The organism is Streptomyces sp. CA-111067 (genome assembly GCF_050956065.1).
Taxonomy (GTDB): domain Bacteria; phylum Actinomycetota; class Actinomycetes; order Streptomycetales; family Streptomycetaceae; genus Actinacidiphila.
Genome location: NZ_CP192103.1, coordinates 585234 through 601759, shown reverse-complemented (window position 1 = coordinate 601759; position 16526 = coordinate 585234). Strand labels below are relative to the sequence as shown.

Below are 16526 nucleotides of genomic sequence, written 5' to 3'. Positions count from 1 at the left end.
ACACTGCGGCCGGCCGCCGGGACCAGCCAGCCGTCTGCTCTTCCTGGGACCCGCGGTACCAGGATGATTCGCGCGGCACGGTGCACAGTGGTGTCATGGCGACCACCGAGTTCGGGCAGACCGTACGGCGCTGGCGTGACCGGGTCCCCCCTGAGGCGGCCGGGCTGCCGGCCGGCGGCCACCGGCGCGCGGCCGGGCTGCGCCGCGAGGAGCTGGCCCTGCTCGCCGGGATCTCGGTCGACTACGTCACCCGGCTCGAACAGGGCCGCGCGGCCAACCCCTCCGAGCAGGTCGTCGAGGCCCTGGGCCGGGCCCTGCGGCTGTCGGGGGCCGAGCGGGAGCACCTGTTCACCGTCGCCGGGCTGGTGCCGCCGGGGCAGGAGACGGTGCCGGCGTACATCACGCCGAGCGTGCAGCGGCTGCTGGACCGGCTGTCCGGGACACCCGTCTCGGTCTCCGACGCCTCCTGGACGCTGCTGCTGGCCAACCCGATGTACACGGCGCTGATGGGCGAGTGGCACGGCAGGGACCGAAACGGCGTGTGGCGCAACCTCGTCACCGGCGGCGGCCGGGTCAGGCACAGCCCCCGGTCCAGGGACGCGTTCGAGCGCACGGTGGTCTCCGACCTGCGGGCCACCGCCGGCCGGTATCCGGCCGACCGGCGGCTGCGCCGGCTGGTCGCGGACCTGCGGGCCAGCAGCGAGCGGTTCGCCGAACTGTGGGACTCCGGCGCGGTCGGCCGCCACGAGGCCGCCCGCAAGGTCATCGACCATCCGCAGGTGGGCCCGCTGACGCTCGACTGCGACGTGCTCAGCGTCGCGGGCAGCGACCTGCGGATCATGGTCTACACCGCCGAGCCCGGCACTCAGGACGCGGAGCGGCTCGAGCTGCTCGCGGTGCTCGGCACCCAGTCGCTCGCGGCGGAACCGCGCGCGGAACAGCGCTGACCGGGGCCCACGCACAGGCGGGGCCTCAGGGCCTGGCCAGGTCGTCGGGGGCGAGCGCGGCGGCCAGCGCGGTGGGGCCGTGGGCGGCGGAGCCACGGGCGTACGCGGCGGCGTACCCCTCGTCGCCCAGCGCGGCGCGGGCCCGCTCCTCGCAGCGGTCGCGGATCGGCTGGAGCTCCGGCGCCCCGCGCTGCGGGTGGCCGACGCTGCGCCAGTAGGCCCCGCCGGTCCCGTACACCGAGGCCGCCTGCTCGAACTGGCGGTCCGCGGCCAGGGCGGCGGCCAGCAGGTCAAGGCCGAGCGCGATGCCGAACGCGTCACCGAGCAGCCGCTTGCTCTCCAGCATGGTGCGGGCGTACGCGACGGCGTCACCGGGCGCGGACGAGAACAGGGCGACGACGGAGAGCTGGTAGTCCAGGTAGGAGCGGGTCCACACCTCGCCGAGCCGTACGCACTGCTCGCGTAACTCCAGGGCCCGCGCCTGGCCTTCGGCGAAGGCGCCGAGACCGGTGAGCGAGAGCACCTCGACCAGGCTGCACCGCAGCCGGTCGGGGGAGTCGAACGGCGTGCCCGGCGCGGCGGCCAGCGCCTCCCGTACGGCGTCCAGGGCCTGCTGCGGCCGTCCCATCAGCATCCCGAGCAGCCCGGTGAGGCAGGCGACCGCGATCCGCTCCTCCGGGTCGTCGCTCGCCTCGGCCGCGGCCCGCACCTCCGCGTCGATCCGGGCGGCCAGCTGGTAGTCGCCCTGGAGGGTGATGGTCGCGCCGAGCCCGGTGAGCGCGCGGGTGCGGGCCGGGCCGGGCACGGTGTGCCGCTCCAGGGCGCGTTCCAGATAGGTGCGGGCCTCCTTCAGGTGGCCGCAGCAGGTCCAGAAGTAGACCAGCAGCCCGGCGAGTTCGGCGGCCTGGGCCGGATCGTGCTGCAGCCAGTAGTCCAGGGCGGCCCGCAGGTCGGGGTGCGCCTCCTCGATCCTGCGGTAGCCGGGCAGCTGGTCGCTGCCCGACCAGCCGGCGTCGGCCCGGCGGGCGAGCGCGGAGAAGTGGGCGGCGTGCCGCCGCTCGGTGGCGGTGACCTCGCCGAGCTCGCGCAGCCAGTCGGCGCCGTACTCGCGGATGGTGTCGAGCATCCGGTAGCGGTCGCCGCCGTCGGTACGGGTCCTGCTCACCACGGACTGCACCACCAGCCGGTCCAGGTTCGCGGCCACCTCCGCGGCGCCGAGCGGGCCGCCGGCGGCCACGGCCTGCGCGGCGGCGAGGTCGAAGGCGCCGCGGAAGACACTGAGCCGGGCCCACAGCAGCCGTTCGAGCGGCGCGCACAGCTCGTGGCTCCAGCCGATCGCCGTCCGCAGCGCCCGGTGCCGCTGCGGCCAGACGAAGCCGGTACGGGTCAACACGTCGAAGCGGTCGGCCAGTTGCCCGGCGACCTCGGCGACCCCGGCCGGGCCGACCTGGGCGGCGGCCAGCTCGATCGCCAGGGGTATGCCTTCCAGGCGGCGGCAGATGGCCTCGGCCGCGCCGGCCGCACCCGGTTCGGCGAGCGGGCCGTGGCCGAGCCTGGCGGTCACCCGCTCGCCGAACAGTGCGAGCGCGTCAGGGCCGTCGGCCGGCAGCGGAGCGACCTCGACCAGCTCCTCCACCCAGGAGGACAGCGGGCGGCGGCTGGTGGCCAGCACGGTCAACCCGGGGGCGGCGGTGAGCAGTTCACCCACCAGGTGGGCGCACTCGTCCACCAGGTGCTCGCAGGAGTCGAGTACGAGCAGCAGCTGCCGGTCCGCCAGCCACTCGCACAGTGCCTCCAGCGGCATCCTGGGGGAGTGGTCGGCCAGGTCGACGGCGTCGCTGACCGTGGCGAGCAGCAGCCGGGGGCTGTCCAGCGTGCTGAGATCGGCCCACCAGGCGCCGTCGGGGAAGAACGAGGCCCCGGCCGCGCCGGGTTGCGGCGAACCGGGCGCGCTGCCGAACGGGCCCTCCACCAGGTCTTCGGCCGACCGCACAGAACCGATTCGCCACCCGCTGCCCCCGCGGTCGGCGGCGCCGGGACCGGCCGCCGCGCCCGTCGCGGCCCGCTGGGCCAGCCGCGTCTTGCCGACGCCGCCCGGGCCGGTCAGCGTGATCAGCCGATGCTGCCGCAAGGCCGAGTCCAGACGGGCCAGTTCATGCCCCCGGCCGACGAAACTCGTTGTCTCCTGCGGAATGCTGCCCGTCATGACGACAGCCTGACATCACCTGAGCACGTAGGGAAACGGGACCTCCACGCAGCCTCACATTTCACGGCGCGGATATGGCTCCGGGTCAGCGCGCTGCATACCCTCCCGGTGTCACTGGCAGTCAGAAGCAGCTGCCACGTACCCCGGAGTGTGCATGGCCATACACGAGCACGAGGCTGACCGGCGGATCCTGTTCAAGGCCGGTCTGGGGGCCGCGGTCGCCGCCGTCGTCGGCACCGAACTGGCCTTCCCCGGCGCCGCGGACGCGGCGCCCTCGCCCGAGTTCCCCTGGATCATCGACTGCGACAGCTGGGGCGCCCGCCCGCCGTCCAGCCCGATCCAGATCACCGGGAACACCACGAACAAGATCATCCTGCACCACATGGCGTTCCCCAACGTGACCGACTACTCCAGGGAGCACGCCCTCCAGCTGGCCAAGGACTGCCAGAACCTGCACATGGACACCAACGGCTGGGCCGACACCGGCCAGCACTTCACCGTCAGCCGCGGCGGTTACGTGCTGGAAGGCCGGCACCGCAGCCTGGAGACGCTGGTCACCGGGGAGCACCAGGTGACCGCCGCGCACTGCCCCGGCGAGAACGGCAACGCCATCGGCATCGAGAACGAGGGCACGTACATCACGCAGACCCCGCCGAGGGCGCTGCTCGACTCGCTGGTGCACCTGTGCGTCGCGGTGTGCCGGCAGTTCGACCTCAAGGCATGGGACATCTTCGGCCACTGGGACTTCTACACCACCGACTGCCCCGGCATCGCGTTCTACGCGGAGTTCCCGAGGGTGCGCTCGCGCGTGCTGACCGCGATGCGCACCCCGCACCGGGACATCCCGGACCGCCGGTGGCCGGACATCTGGCGGTTCGTGGACGGGCCGGTCGTCGAGGTCGCCCAGTACCTGCTCGTCAACGCCGGGTACGACCTGGTGCCCGACGGCGTCTTCGGCTACGACATGAACGCGGTGGTCGCCGACTTCCAGGCGAAGAACGGTATTCCGGTCGACCCGGACGCCACCTTCGACCGCGCCACCTGGGACGCGCTGGTCCCCGCGCTCCACCAGTCCGACACCGGCCCGTCGGTGAGCGCGCTCCAGCTCATGCTGAGCCGGAAGGGCTACAGCGACGTGGCCGTCACCGGCACGTTCGACCACGAGACCACCAAGGCGGTGCGGCGCATGCAGCTGCTGCACGGCCTGATCCCCACCGGCCGGGTGAACCTGGGCACCTGGTGCGCGGTCGTCGGGGGATCGGTACGGGAGGCGTTCCGCTTCTGAGCCCGCCGCCCGGGCCGCGACCCCGCGCGGCGCCGGGCCGCCGGGCCCGCCGGCCCGCCGGTTCGACCGGCGGGCCGGCACCGGGCCGGCCGCTCACGCGAAGAGCACCGTCAAGAGCACCGTCACGCGAAGCACCTTCACTCGAAGAGCACCTCGACATCGCGCAGATGGTGCGCCAGCTCGTCGGGCGGCAGCACCGCCGCGTTCTCCGGGCCGGGACCCAGCCGGGTGATCTGGCTGGTGAAGCAGCCGACGGCGGCGCGCTTGCGGTCAAGCGCGGTCGCCGAGAGACCCACCCGCGCCGCCGACGACCATGGCACCCGGTCGTCGTCCGGGCTCGCCCAGTGCCACATCCACACCGGGTACATCCGGCAGGTCACACCGGTCGCCCGGGCGGCGGCCAGCGCGGCCCGGCCGGCGGCCTCGTGGTCGCCGTGCAGATCGCCGATCCAGGGCGCCAGCACCAGCCGGGCGCCGGGCAGCAGCCGGGTGAGCGCCGCGATCACCTCGTCCTCCTGGAAGGCGACCTCGGTGTCGGGCACGGTCAGCCGTACCACCTCGGCGCCGCCCAACTCGGCCAGCGCCTTGCGCAGTTCGGCCTCCCGGATCCGGGCGAGCTCCCTTTCGGTCACCGACCTGCCGCCCTCCCGGGACCGCTCGCCGTCGGTCACCGACACCACGGTCACCTCCACACCCGAGGCGACCAGTTGGGCGATGGTGCCGCCGACTCCGAGCACCTCGTCGTCCGGGTGCGCGGACACCACCACGACCCGCCCGGCGTCGGGCAGCGGGAACTCGGGGAGGCCGGCCAGCCCCCGCCAGGACCGCCAGCGGCTCTCGTCGGTGCCGGGGGCCTTGATGGGATTGGCGTAGCCGGGCCGGCCGTCCTGCCCGGCCGTCACAGCGACGGCTCCGTACGGCCGGCCGCGGGCCGCCTCTCGTCCGGCGGTGCCGCCGGGCCGGGGCCGGCCGGGATCACGGCGGGGCAGCGGGCGGCTGGTCCTTGGGCCGTCCGGGGGACGGCCCGGTTCCGGGCGGCGGCCGGACTCTGGGTGGTGGCGCTGTGCATCTGGGCAGCTCCTCGGCGCGATGGGGTCCCGTCTCTCGGGCGGGACTCGCGGACAAAGGGGTCGTACGAGCGCACGGCAGGCCGCGGGTCCGGCGGTTCTGCCCGCCGGATCGTGGCTACTCCCACCCTCACCCGGCGGAGCGGCGAGCGCACCGCGGCGACCGGGCCCGGCGCCGCCGACCGCTCAGAGCGCGAGGCCGTCCGCCACCACCGCGGCCCAGTGCCGGTAGCCGACCGCGGAGGGGTGGAAGCCGTCCGGTGCGTAGAAGTCCGTGTCCGTCGGCATGATGCCGGTCGAGTCCACCCACGTGACCCGCTCCCGCCGCGCGCACACCTGCCGGGACACCTCGTCGAGGGCCCGGCCGCGCCCGGCGAGGTACCGGCCGAGGGTGGCGGGCAGCGAAGGGAAGACCTCGAAGGGCGGGATGCCGGTCACCGCGACCCGTCCGGCGCGCTCGGCGAGGTCGTCCACGAGGGCGGTCAGATCCTCACCCCAGCGTGCGGGCGAGCGCCGGGTGAGCACGTCGTTGACGCCCGACAGGAGCACCGCGACGTCCAGCCGCCCGCCGGCCGCGGGCAGCCGGGGCAGCAGTTCGAGCCTGATCCGGCGGGCCGTGGCGCCGTACTGCCCGACCACCTCCCAGCTGACCGGGCGGCCGGTCCTGGCGGCGAGTTCGCGCGCCATCAGCCCCGGGAAGGCCAGGTCGTGGCTGCCGGCCCCGCAGCCGGCCGCGGTGGACTCGCCCAGCACGGCGAGCCGCAGCGGCGTACCGGCGGCGCCGTCACCCGCCGTCCCGCGGGCCGGGCCCGCGGCAGGGGGCAGTACCTCCGTCGTGGAGCGCACCCGTATCCCCTGGAAGGCGACGACGGGCAGCAGCAGCGGGTTCATGACGTCGTCCCCCTCGGTGGCGTCCTCCGGGCCTGAGCGCCTGCCAGCCTAGGGCGCGGGCCGATCGGGCCCGCGAGGCGGGTCGGCCCGGAGCGGTGTGGTCAGGGCCGCTCGGAGAACCAGGGAAACCCCTGCGGGTCCGCGGCGATCCGCGCCTTGAGCACGTCGTCGTCATGGCCGCGGACGGCGTCCAGGAACGGGAAGTCGGCCGGGTGCACGGTGATCCTGCCGACCGGGGCCACCGGGACCGCGCTCGCGGCCTGCGCGATGTGCACCAGGTCCGCGCCGATCGCGAGCGGCGGCTGCCGCTCGAAGCCGGCGGCCGGCAGCAGGTAGACCGTGCCGGTACGCCACGGCCGGCGCTCCAGCGCGGGCCGGCTGACGGAGAAGAAGTAGGCGGGATCGCCGAGTCCGCCCTCGGCGGTGCCGAGCCGGACGCACGCGTTGACCGTGGTGACGCCCGGGTGCCGGTCCCGGTCGAGGGTGGCGTAATGCATCGGCCAGATCCCGTCCGTGGCGGCGAACACCGCGCGGCGGTTGCTGAATTCGAGGGTGTCGCCGGGCTGCCGGGGCTCGAAGAGGGCGATGTCCGGGTTGCCGGAGCCGTGCAGGACGAGGTCGGACCGGTCGGCGGCGTGGCACAGGAACTGCCATTTCGGCGCGGCGAGCCGGTAGTCGATCGGCCGGCCGGGACCGTCCGCCACGGCCTGGTCGAGCAGCCGGTCGAAGGCCGCCGCCGTCGCGCGGTCCGGGAGCTGCCCGGGCCTGGTCATCCAGTACGGGGGCGGCTCCATCCGGTCACCCTAGCCGGACGGTGACCCGCTCACGAGCCCTCGATCCGCTGCGATCCCCCTGCGATCCTCGCCCGTGCAGCAGTTGCGCGCGCCCATCGCGTTCTAGGTGGTGTGGGTATCCGAAGCAGTCGGGAGAAGTGATGTGAGCCAGACAGTGCTGACCTTCGAGGAGTACGTGGCCGGCCGCGGCCAGGCGCTGCTCCGTCTCGCGTTCCTGCTGTGCGGCGACGCCCATCTCGCGGAGGACCTGACCCAGGACGTACTGCTGCGGGTGCACGGCCGCTGGCGGCGGATCGCCGCACTCGACCACCCCGACGCCTACGTCAAGCGGATGCTGCTCAACGAGTACCTGAGCTGGCGGCGCCGGCGCAGCAGTTCGGAGCTGCTCGGCGTTCCCCAGCCGGACGGCGGCACCGGCAGACCCGAGGACCCGGCCGACGGTGACCTCGGCGAGCAGGTCGCGCGGCGCGAGGCCGCCTGGCACCTGCTCGCCACACTGCCCCGGCGGCAGCGCGCGGTGCTGGTCCTGCGCTTCTACGAGGACCTGACCGACGCGCAGATAGCCGGTGTGCTCGGCTGCGCCGCCGGCACCGTCCGCAGCCAGGCCGCGCGGGCGCTGGCCACGTTGCGTACCGACCCCGTGCTGCTGCGGTCGTTGACCGGTCGCGGCACCGTCACCAAGGAGGCATGAGCGATGGACCAGAACCAGCCAGGCGGCGGTGTCGAGGACGTACTGAGCGAGACCCTGCACGCGCACGCCGAACTCGCCCCGCCGGCGTCGTCGTTGCTCGACGCGGTGGCGGCCAGGGCGGCCCGCAGGCGGATCGTACGGCGCAGGGCCGCGCTGCTCGGCGTGGTGACCGCGGTGGTGGTGGCCGGCGGCACCGGGGCGTTCGTCGCCGCCGACCGGGGTGGCCACGGCGGCCCGGACGCGACCACGGCGGAGCGAGTGACGCACCTCGCGGGCCAGTCGGCCAGGGCGTGGAACTTCCAGGGACTGGAGGTGGACGCGCCGGAGAACTGGGCGATGAACGCCACGGAGTGCGGCAGTCCCCTGAAGGACACCGTCGTGGTCGACCAGGGCGCGACCACGGCCTGCGCGATGACCGGCCCGCAGCGCTTCCAGTCCGTCACCTTCGACACGCTGAAGGGGAGTTCCGCGGGCAGCGAGGCCAAGAGGTCCACCGCCACCCGCAAGGTCGTCATCAGCGGCCGGCCCGGAACCGTGGCGACGCAGCGGGCTACGGCGGGGCTCACCCGCGAGATCCTCACCGTGCCGGGACTCGACGCCTCGGTGGACGTGCAGACGAAGTCGCCCACCCTGACCGCGGCGATCATCGCCTCCGCCCGCTTCGCCGCCGTGGACGGCAACGGCTGCGCGAGCAGCGTGACGTCACTGCGGCCCGGCGGCCCGCCGGACCGGGCGGGCGCGGCCGACCGGCTGGTGCCTGGCGCGCCGACCGGGGCCGTGCTCTGCCACTACTCCGACAACCGCCTCGGCCACTCCACCCGGCTGAGCGACGGCCGGCTCGGCGAGCTGCGCAGCCTGCTGAACGGCCTGTCCCCTGGCCTGAAGCGGTCCGGCGGGGAGGGCGACTGGTGTGCCGATGACGCACGTGACGGCTATCTGGTCGTGTTCAGCTACCCGTCGGGGCCGCCGCTCAAGGTGTTCCTGCACTTCGACGGCTGCGATCGGCTCGGTGCCGACAGCGGCGCGCGCACCGGCGGGCTGACCGGGGGCTTCGCCGAAGGTTTCTACGAGAGGATCGAGCCGGGCTTCGGCGGGGCGTGGCCCGGCACGCTGTACTGACGGCGGCCGGTGCTCCAGGGCGACGGGCGCGGGAGGGCGACGGGTATCGGCGACGAGTGCGTACGACGTACTCCGCGTACGTCGTACGCAGTCTCTATCATGATGGCGCATGGTGAACTGGGAGAAGGTCGGGCGGCCGCCGAGGGCGGCACGGAGCGCACTGTCCTTCGAGGTCATCGCCATCGGCGGGATCGAGCTCGCGGACTGCGACGGCCTCGACGCGGTGACCATGCGCAAGGTCGCCGACCGGATCGGCGCCGGCGCCATGTCGCTGTACAGGTACGTGGACAGCCGCGACGACCTGATCGACCTGATGGTCGACCGGGTCAGCGCGGAGGCGGTGGCCGCGCCGCCCACCGGGGACTGGCGCGCCGACCTGACCGCGATGGCGCACACCATCCGGCAGGTCGCGCTGCGCCACCCGTGGCTGGCCCGGCAGGTGCCCACCGCCGACGCGTTCGGGCCCGGCACGATCGCGATGACCGAGTCCCACCTGTCACTGCTCGACGGCCACGGCTTCGACATCGAGCAGATGCTGGACATCTGGCGGACCGTGCTGGCCTTCGTCCAGGGCTATGCCCACGCCGAGGCGCGGCGGCTGGAAGCCGGCCGGCGCGGTGGCGCGCGCGAGGCGGCGGCCGCCCCCTCCTCCTACCTGGACCGGGTCGCGGAGTCCGGCGGGTACCCGCTCACCGCGCGGGCGCTGCGCGGCGCCGGCGCCCGCGCCGAACCGGAGCGGGCCTTCGACCGCCGGCTCGGCTTCCTGCTGGACGGCCTGGCCGGCACCTTCTTCGCCGGCCCCCGGTAGCCGCCGCCGCGGACCCGGCCCGGGCTCCGCCTGGCGTCGTTGGGCCGGATGAGTGACGCTTGAAGCACGTCCCCGGCGCGGTCGGCGTGGTCAGGGGCCGGAGGGAGGCCCGCCGTGATCGAACAGACCGGATCCGAGGCATCCAGGGCGACCGGGGCAGCCGAGGCAGGGGGCGGCGCGCCGCCGCCCGAGCCGCGGGTCCTGGCGCGCCGCATCGCCCAGCGCCGCCGGCGGCTCGGCCTCAGCGAGAGCGCGCTCGCCACCCAGGCCGGCATGCCGCCCCGGCACCTCCAGGAGATGCTGAGCGCGGGGGCGGACTTCGACCCCGGCGGGCTGCTGCGGGTCGTCACCGTTCTGCGGATGACCTACCAGGAGCTGATCGAGGGCGGAGCGGCCGACCAGCCGATCGGGGAGGGTGATCCTGCCCCGCGGCCGGTGCTGGTGCATCTGACCGAGTCCGAGTGCTGGGACCGGATCGGCAGCGGGGGCCTCGGCCGGGTGGCCCTTCCGGTGACGCCAGGACCCGCGGTGTTCCCGGTCAACTACGGGGTCGAGGAGCGGTCGATCGTCTACCGGACGGCGGTCGCCGGTGCCGCGGTGCCGGATCTGGACGCCACCGTGTCGTTCGAGGTGGACCGGCTGGACGACCGGGTCTGCGCCGGCTGGAGCGTGCTCGTCATCGGCGCGGCCGAGCTGATCGAGGACCCGGACACCGTGTGGCGGCTGACCGAACGGCACGCGACGGAGCCGTGGGCCGGCGGCGACCTGTCCCGGTGGATCCGGATCAGGCCGCAGACCGTCAGCGGACGCCGGGTCGGCACGGTCTGAGCCGGCCCCTCGCCTCCCGGCTCGGGCGCCTGGGGCGTCGCAGTCCCGGCGATGCCGTTGGTCAGCACGCGGAAGTGCCAGGACAGCCGCTCCGGTGGCTTACCCGACACCAACCGCGGTGCCGGCGCGGCGATCCGCGGGTGGACCGCTCGGCGGCGGTCGCGGTGGCGTGCTGACTCCGGGTCAGGTGTGCTGACTCCGGGTCAGGGGTCACCGCCGGTAACGGCGGCGCCGCACGGTCCGCGGACTTCGGTAGGCTCTGCGCCGCAAGTGGAGGATCAGGCTCAGCGGACTCGGGGGCAGACGTGACGGATCATCAGCAGGAACCAGGGCGCGCGGGCGGCGCGGACCCTTCGGCGGCGGACCGGGCGGCCCCGGCAGCTCCGGCGCCGCCCGCGGACCGGTCGGACCGGTCGGACCGGGAGGTGTTCCAGCCGCTGGCCGCTGACGACCCGCGGACCGTCGCCGGGTACCCGCTCAGCGCCAAGCTCGGCTCCGGCGGCATGGGCAAGGTCTACCTCTCCTACACCCCCGGCGGCCGACCGGTCGCGATCAAGGTGATCCGGCCGGAGTTCGCCGAGGACCCGGCGTTCCGCCGCCGGTTCCAGCAGGAAGTACGGGCCGCGCAGCGGGTGCAGGGGCTCTACACCGCGCCGGTGATCGACAGCGACACCGACGGCGCGCAGCCCTGGCTTGCCACCGCCTACGTGGCGGGGCCCTCGCTGCACGCGGCGGTCGACGCGCACGGCGCGATGCCGGTCGGATCGGTCCTGCTGCTGGTGGCCGGGATCGCCGAGGCGCTCCAGGTGATCCACCACGCGGGCATCGTGCACCGCGACCTCAAGCCGTCCAACGTGCTGCTCGCCGCCGACGGACCGCGGGTCATCGACTTCGGCATCGCCCGGGCCGCCGACGCCACCGCGCTCACCGGCACCGGCGTCAGCATCGGCACCCCGTCCTTCATGTCCCCCGAGCAGGCGGCCGGCGGCAGTTGCACCGCGGCGACCGACATCTTCGCGCTCGGCCAGATCGCCGCCTTCGCCGCGACGGGTTCCGCGGCCTTCGGCGACGGACCCTCGCACGCCGTGCTCTACCGGATCGTGCACGAGGAGCCCGACCTGTCCCGGCTGCCGGACGAGCTGCGCGAGATCGTCGGCGGCTGCCTCAGCAAGGACCCCGCGCAGCGGCCGTCCACCACCCGGATCATCGAGCTGTGCGGCCAGGCGTCGCAGGACCCGGCGCTGCGCAGGCCGGACGGCTGGCTGCCGTCGTCCTTCGCCGCCGACCTCACCCAGGCCGCGGCCCCGACCCCGCCGCCGCAGCGGCACGCGCAGCCGCCGCACCCGCCGACGCAGCCGGCCGCGCACACCCCGCCGCCGCACATGACGCCCACCCAGTCGGCCCCGTACATCCCGCCGGGCGGCTACCCGCCCGCCGTCCACCCGCAGGGCCGGCCCGGCTACCCGCAGCCCGGGCCGCGCCAGCCGGGATACCCGTACCCGGGAGGCCCGCTGCCGCTGCCGCCCCGCAGGCGGAACCGGGCCGGGATGGTCATCGCCGGCGTGGTGGCCGCCGTGCTGATCGGAAGCGGCGCCTACGCGCTCGGCCACCAGGGCTCCGACGACAACACCAGGGCCAACGACGGCAAGCGGAGCGGCGCTCCGGCCTCCACCGGCTCGGGCCCGACCGGCACGGCGTCCGACGCGGGCGGCGGCGGCGCCACGAGCCGGCCGCCTGCCGACCCCAAGCCCGCGGTGTACAAGAACCTCACCATCCCGATCGACTACTCGGTGAAGTTCGCCGACGATCCGCCGCACCCGGAGCGCGCGGACGTGTTCTACGAGGGCGACTTCGGCTACGCCAGCGACATCGTCAACGGGTCGGCGGTGGCCACCGACCAGGGCAAGAACACGATGGCGCTGCAGAACTCCGGCGATCCGTCCTCGCTGGACGGCTGCCGGGCCAACACCCGCTACGCCACCTCCATCACGCAGGACAAGATCGGCACCGGATCGCGGATCTGTGTGAAGACCGGCTCCGGGCACTACGCACTGGTCCTGGTGCGGGCCTTCTCCTCGAAGGACTCGCCGAGCCAGTACGTCACCGTGGACCTCACGGTGTGGCGCAACGCGGCCGCCTCCTGACTCGCTGACGCACCCCCTCACCGCCGCCCGGTTCGCGCGAACCGGGCGGCGGTGTTTTGGCATGTCGCCAACACGATGATTCTGCGGAAACCGTTGACAAGTCGTTGACATGATTGCAACCTGTGAGTCGCAAAAACATGGTCAACGAGATCCATTTTTTCACCACATCTCTGCAATTTCCTGCGGTCCGCCCCCCGCTCTCGTTCCGACAGAACAGAGGACAGCATGAGACGCAAGCAACGCCGCCTGCGGCTGCTCACCGGTTTTCTGGCCGCCGGCCTGATCGCCCTCGGGATCTCACCGCTCGCCGGCTCGGCCACCGCGGCCGACCGGCCCAACCTGTCCTCGGGCAGGTCCGCCTCCGCCAGCGGATCGGTGGGCGGATACCCCACCGGCAACGTCACCGACGGCAACCAGCAGTCGTACTGGGAGGGCCCTGCGGGTGGCTTCCCCGGCTGGATCCAGATCGACCTCGGCCACGCGGTGGACGTGGACCAGGTCGTACTGAAGCTGCCGCCGAGCTGGGGCGCGCGCACCGAGGCCGTCGCCGTACGCGGCAGCACCGACGGGACCGCGTTCAGCACCCTGTCCACCGGCCAGGGCCGGGTCTTCGACCCGGCCACCGCCAACACCGTGACCATCGGCTTCACCGCGGCGAGCGCCCGCTACGTGCGGCTGGACATCACCGGCAACACCGGCTGGCAGGCCGCGCAGATATCCGAGTTCGAGATCTACGGCACCGACACCGGCGATCCGGGTGACCCAGGCGACCCCGGCGATCCGGGCAACCCGGCCGTCGGCACCGACCTCGCGCACGGCAAGCCGGTCGACGCCACCTCCTCGGTGCAGAACTTCGTCGCGGCCAACGCCAACGACGGCCAGACCGGCACCTACTGGGAGTCCAACGGCTACCCGTCGAGCCTCACGGTCAAGCTCGGCTCGAACGCCGACATCAGCTCGGTCGTGGTCAAGCTCAACCCCGACGGCGCGTGGGGCAACCGGACGCAGAACATCCAGGTGCTCGGCCGCGACCAGTCGGCCGCCGACTTCAGCTCGCTCAAGGCCCGCGCCGACTACGCCTTCAGCCCCTCGGGCAACCAGAACACGGTGACGATCCCGGTCACCGGGCGCGCCGCCGACCTCCGGCTGACCTTCTTCTCCAACACCGGCGCGCCCGGCGGGCAGGTCGCCGAGGTCCAGGTCATCGGGGTGCCGGCGCCCGGCCCCGACCTGACCGTCAGCGCGCTGTCCTGGACCCCGGCCAACCCGGTGGAGACCGACACCACCCAGGTCAGCGCCACCGTACGGAACATCGGCCAGCTGGCCTCCGCGGCCAGCACGGTGAACGTCAGCGTCGGCGGGACCGTCGCGGGCAGCGCCTCGGTGGGCGCCCTCGCCGCCGGTGCCTCCGCGGTCGTGCCGGTCGACGTCGGCAAGCACGCGATGGGCAGCTACACCGTCACCGCTGTGGTGGACCCGACCGACACCATCCCCGAGCAGGACAACGACAACAACAGCTTCACCGCCCCCGCCAAGCTGGTCGTCGCCCAGAGCCCGGGCCCCGACCTCCAGGTGCTCGGCATCGACTCCAACCCGGCCAGCCCGGCCGTCGGCGCCTCGGTCTCGTTCACCGTGTCGGTGCACAACCGCGGCACCACCGCCTCCGGCGCCTCGGTCACCCGGCTCACGGTGGGCGGCACCACGCTGAACACCAACACCCCGTCCGTCGCGGCCGGGGCCACCACGACGGTCAACGTCACCGGCACCTGGACGGCCGTCAGCGGCGGCGCCACCCTGGTCGCCACCGCCGACGCGACCGGCCAGGTCACCGAGACCAACGAGACCAACAACGACTTCTCCCGCTCGATCGTCGTCGGCCGCGGCGCCGCGCTGCCCTACACCGAGTACGAGGCCGAGTCCGGCACGTACCAGGGCACGCTGCTGGAGACCGACCCGCTGCGCACCTTCGGCCACACCAACTTCGCCACCGAGTCATCGGGCCGCAAGTCGGTTCGCCTCAACAGCACCGGCCAGTACGTGCAGTTCACCTCGACCAACCCCACGAACTCCATCGTGGTCCGCAACTCCATCCCGGACTCGGCGGACGGCACCGGCATCGAGGCCACCATCAGCCTCTACGCCAACAACACCTTCGTCCGCAAGCTCAACCTGTCCTCCAAGCACAGCTGGCTGTACGGCAACAGCGACGACCCGGAGTCGCTGACCAACCACCCCGGCGGTGACGCCCGGCGGCTGTTCGACGAGAGCAGCGCGCTGCTCCCGTCCACCTACCCGGTCGGCACCACCTTCCGGCTGCAGCGGGACGCCGACGACACCGCCTCGTTCTACATCCTCGACCTGATCGACCTCGAACAGGTCGCCCCGCCCAAGGCCAAGCCGGCCGAGTGCACCTCGATCACCTCCTACGGCGCGGTGCCCGACGACGGGATCGACGACACCGCCGCCATCCAGCACGCGGTGACCGACGACCAGAACGGCGTCATCAACTGCGTCTGGATCCCGGCCGGGCAGTGGCGGCAGGAGCAGAAGATCCTGACCGACGACCCGCTGAACCGCGGGCAGTACAACCAGGTCGGCATCAGCAACGTCACCATCCGCGGCGCGGGCATGTGGTACGCGCAGCTTTACACGCTGACCGAGCCGCAGAACGCCGGCGGCATCAACCACCCGCACGAGGGCAACTTCGGCTTCGACATCGACGACAACACGCAGATCTCCGACATCGCGATCTTCGGCTCCGGCCGGATCCGCGGCGGTGACGGCAACGCCGAGGGCGGCGTGGGCCTGAACGGCCGGTTCGGCAAGAACACCAAGATCTCCAACGTGTGGATCGAGCACTCCAACGTCGGTGTCTGGGTCGGCCGCGACTACGACAACATCCCCGCCCTGTGGGGTCCGGCCGACGGCCTGCAGTTCAGCGGCATGCGGATCCGCGACACCTACGCCGACGGCATCAACTTCACCAACGGCACCCGCAACTCCACGGTGTTCAACTCCTCCTTCCGCACCACCGGCGACGACTCCCTGGCGGTCTGGGCCAACAAGTACGTCAAGGACCAGTCGGTGGACATCGGCCACGACAACCACTTCCTGAACAACACCATCCAGTTGCCGTGGCGGGCCAACGGCCTGGCCATCTACGGCGGTTACGGCAACACGATCGAGAACAACCTGGTGTACGACACCATGAACTACCCCGGCATCATGCTGGCCACCGACCACGACCCGCTGCCGTTCTCCGGCACGACGCTGATCGCCAACAACGGCATCTACCGCGGCGGCGGGGTCTTCTGGGGCGAGGCGCAGAAGTTCGGCGCCATCACGCTCTTCCCGTCCACCAGCAACATCACAGGTGTCACCATCCGGGACACCGACATCTCCGACTCCACCTACGACGGCATCCAGTTCAAGACCGGCGGCGGCAGCGTGCCAGGACTGAAGATCAGCAACGTGAAGATCGACAAGTCCAACAACGGCGCCGGCATCCGGGCCCAGGGCGGAGCCCGCGGTGACGCGACGCTCAGCAATGTGACCATCACCAACTCGGCCAACGGCGACATCGTGGTCGAACCGGGTTCCGGCTTCGTGATCAACGGCAGCTAGCGAACCCCTGACCCGGCCACGCGGCTCCCACACCGCGTGCGCCACCGCTCGGCCGCCCGGACCTCCGGGCGGCCGAGTGCCCGTCGCCGCCCCGCCGCCCCGCCGCCCCGCCGCCCCGCCGC

General features: G+C 73.3%; 12 protein-coding genes. 8 read left to right on the top strand and 4 right to left on the bottom strand.

The annotated features are described in order from the left end of the window. Window positions 1-95: 95 nt before the first annotated feature. The gene (locus tag ACQPW6_RS02590; protein WP_433887865.1) at window positions 96-947 is read left to right on the top strand and encodes a helix-turn-helix transcriptional regulator; all 852 of its coding nucleotides are present in this window, start codon (window positions 96-98) and stop codon (window positions 945-947) included. 25 nt (window positions 948-972) lie between these two features. Here the strand turns inward: ACQPW6_RS02590 and ACQPW6_RS02585 are convergent, their stop codons facing one another. Next, window positions 973-3153 carry an ATP-binding protein gene (locus ACQPW6_RS02585; RefSeq protein WP_433887864.1) on the bottom strand — a complete coding sequence of 727 codons (2181 nt, stop codon included), beginning with the start codon at window positions 3151-3153 and terminating at the stop codon, window positions 973-975. A 154-nt stretch (window positions 3154-3307) separates the two neighbouring features. Here ACQPW6_RS02585 and ACQPW6_RS02580 point away from each other — a divergent pair, with 154 nt between their 5' ends. Next, entirely contained in the window at window positions 3308-4438 is a 1131-nt protein-coding gene (locus tag ACQPW6_RS02580) for a peptidoglycan recognition protein family protein (protein ID WP_433887863.1), read from the top strand. A gap of 137 nt (window positions 4439-4575) precedes the next feature. Here the strand turns inward: ACQPW6_RS02580 and ACQPW6_RS02575 are convergent, their stop codons facing one another. The 3 genes from ACQPW6_RS02575 to ACQPW6_RS02565 all read right to left on the bottom strand — a co-directional run bounded on the left by ACQPW6_RS02575 (window position 4576) and on the right by ACQPW6_RS02565 (window position 7190). Next, window positions 4576-5340 carry a PIG-L deacetylase family protein gene (locus ACQPW6_RS02575; RefSeq protein WP_433887862.1) on the bottom strand — a complete coding sequence of 255 codons (765 nt, stop codon included), beginning with the start codon at window positions 5338-5340 and terminating at the stop codon, window positions 4576-4578. Window positions 5341-5691: 351 nt separating this feature from the next. After that, window positions 5692-6396, bottom strand: coding sequence for an SGNH/GDSL hydrolase family protein (locus tag ACQPW6_RS02570; protein WP_433887861.1), 705 nt, complete (start codon window positions 6394-6396; stop codon window positions 5692-5694). Between the two features lie 101 nt (window positions 6397-6497). After that, window positions 6498-7190 (bottom strand): hypothetical protein, encoded by a 693-nt coding sequence (locus ACQPW6_RS02565; protein ID WP_433887860.1) that lies wholly within the window; start codon window positions 7188-7190, stop codon window positions 6498-6500. 142 nt (window positions 7191-7332) lie between these two features. Here ACQPW6_RS02565 and ACQPW6_RS02560 point away from each other — a divergent pair, with 142 nt between their 5' ends. The 6 genes from ACQPW6_RS02560 to ACQPW6_RS02535 all read left to right on the top strand — a co-directional run bounded on the left by ACQPW6_RS02560 (window position 7333) and on the right by ACQPW6_RS02535 (window position 16404). Continuing rightward, window positions 7333-7881 carry a SigE family RNA polymerase sigma factor gene (locus ACQPW6_RS02560; RefSeq protein ID WP_433887859.1) on the top strand — a complete coding sequence of 183 codons (549 nt, stop codon included), beginning with the start codon at window positions 7333-7335 and terminating at the stop codon, window positions 7879-7881. Window positions 7882-7884: 3 nt separating this feature from the next. Continuing rightward, a complete protein-coding gene (locus ACQPW6_RS02555; RefSeq protein WP_433887858.1) occupies window positions 7885-9000 on the top strand; it encodes a hypothetical protein in 1116 nt (371 codons plus the stop codon). A 109-nt stretch (window positions 9001-9109) separates the two neighbouring features. Next, entirely contained in the window at window positions 9110-9808 is a 699-nt protein-coding gene (locus ACQPW6_RS02550) for a TetR/AcrR family transcriptional regulator (RefSeq protein ID WP_433887857.1), read from the top strand. Between the two features lie 114 nt (window positions 9809-9922). Continuing rightward, the gene (locus ACQPW6_RS02545) at window positions 9923-10636 is read left to right on the top strand and encodes a pyridoxamine 5'-phosphate oxidase family protein (protein WP_433887856.1); all 714 of its coding nucleotides are present in this window, start codon (window positions 9923-9925) and stop codon (window positions 10634-10636) included. Window positions 10637-11061: 425 nt separating this feature from the next. Beyond that, window positions 11062-12780, top strand: coding sequence for a protein kinase domain-containing protein (locus tag ACQPW6_RS02540; protein WP_433887855.1), 1719 nt, complete (start codon window positions 11062-11064; stop codon window positions 12778-12780). A 225-nt stretch (window positions 12781-13005) separates the two neighbouring features. After that, complete coding sequence (locus tag ACQPW6_RS02535) at window positions 13006-16404, top strand: CARDB domain-containing protein (protein WP_433887854.1); 3399 nt, start codon at window positions 13006-13008, stop codon at window positions 16402-16404. Window positions 16405-16526 lie beyond the last annotated feature (122 nt).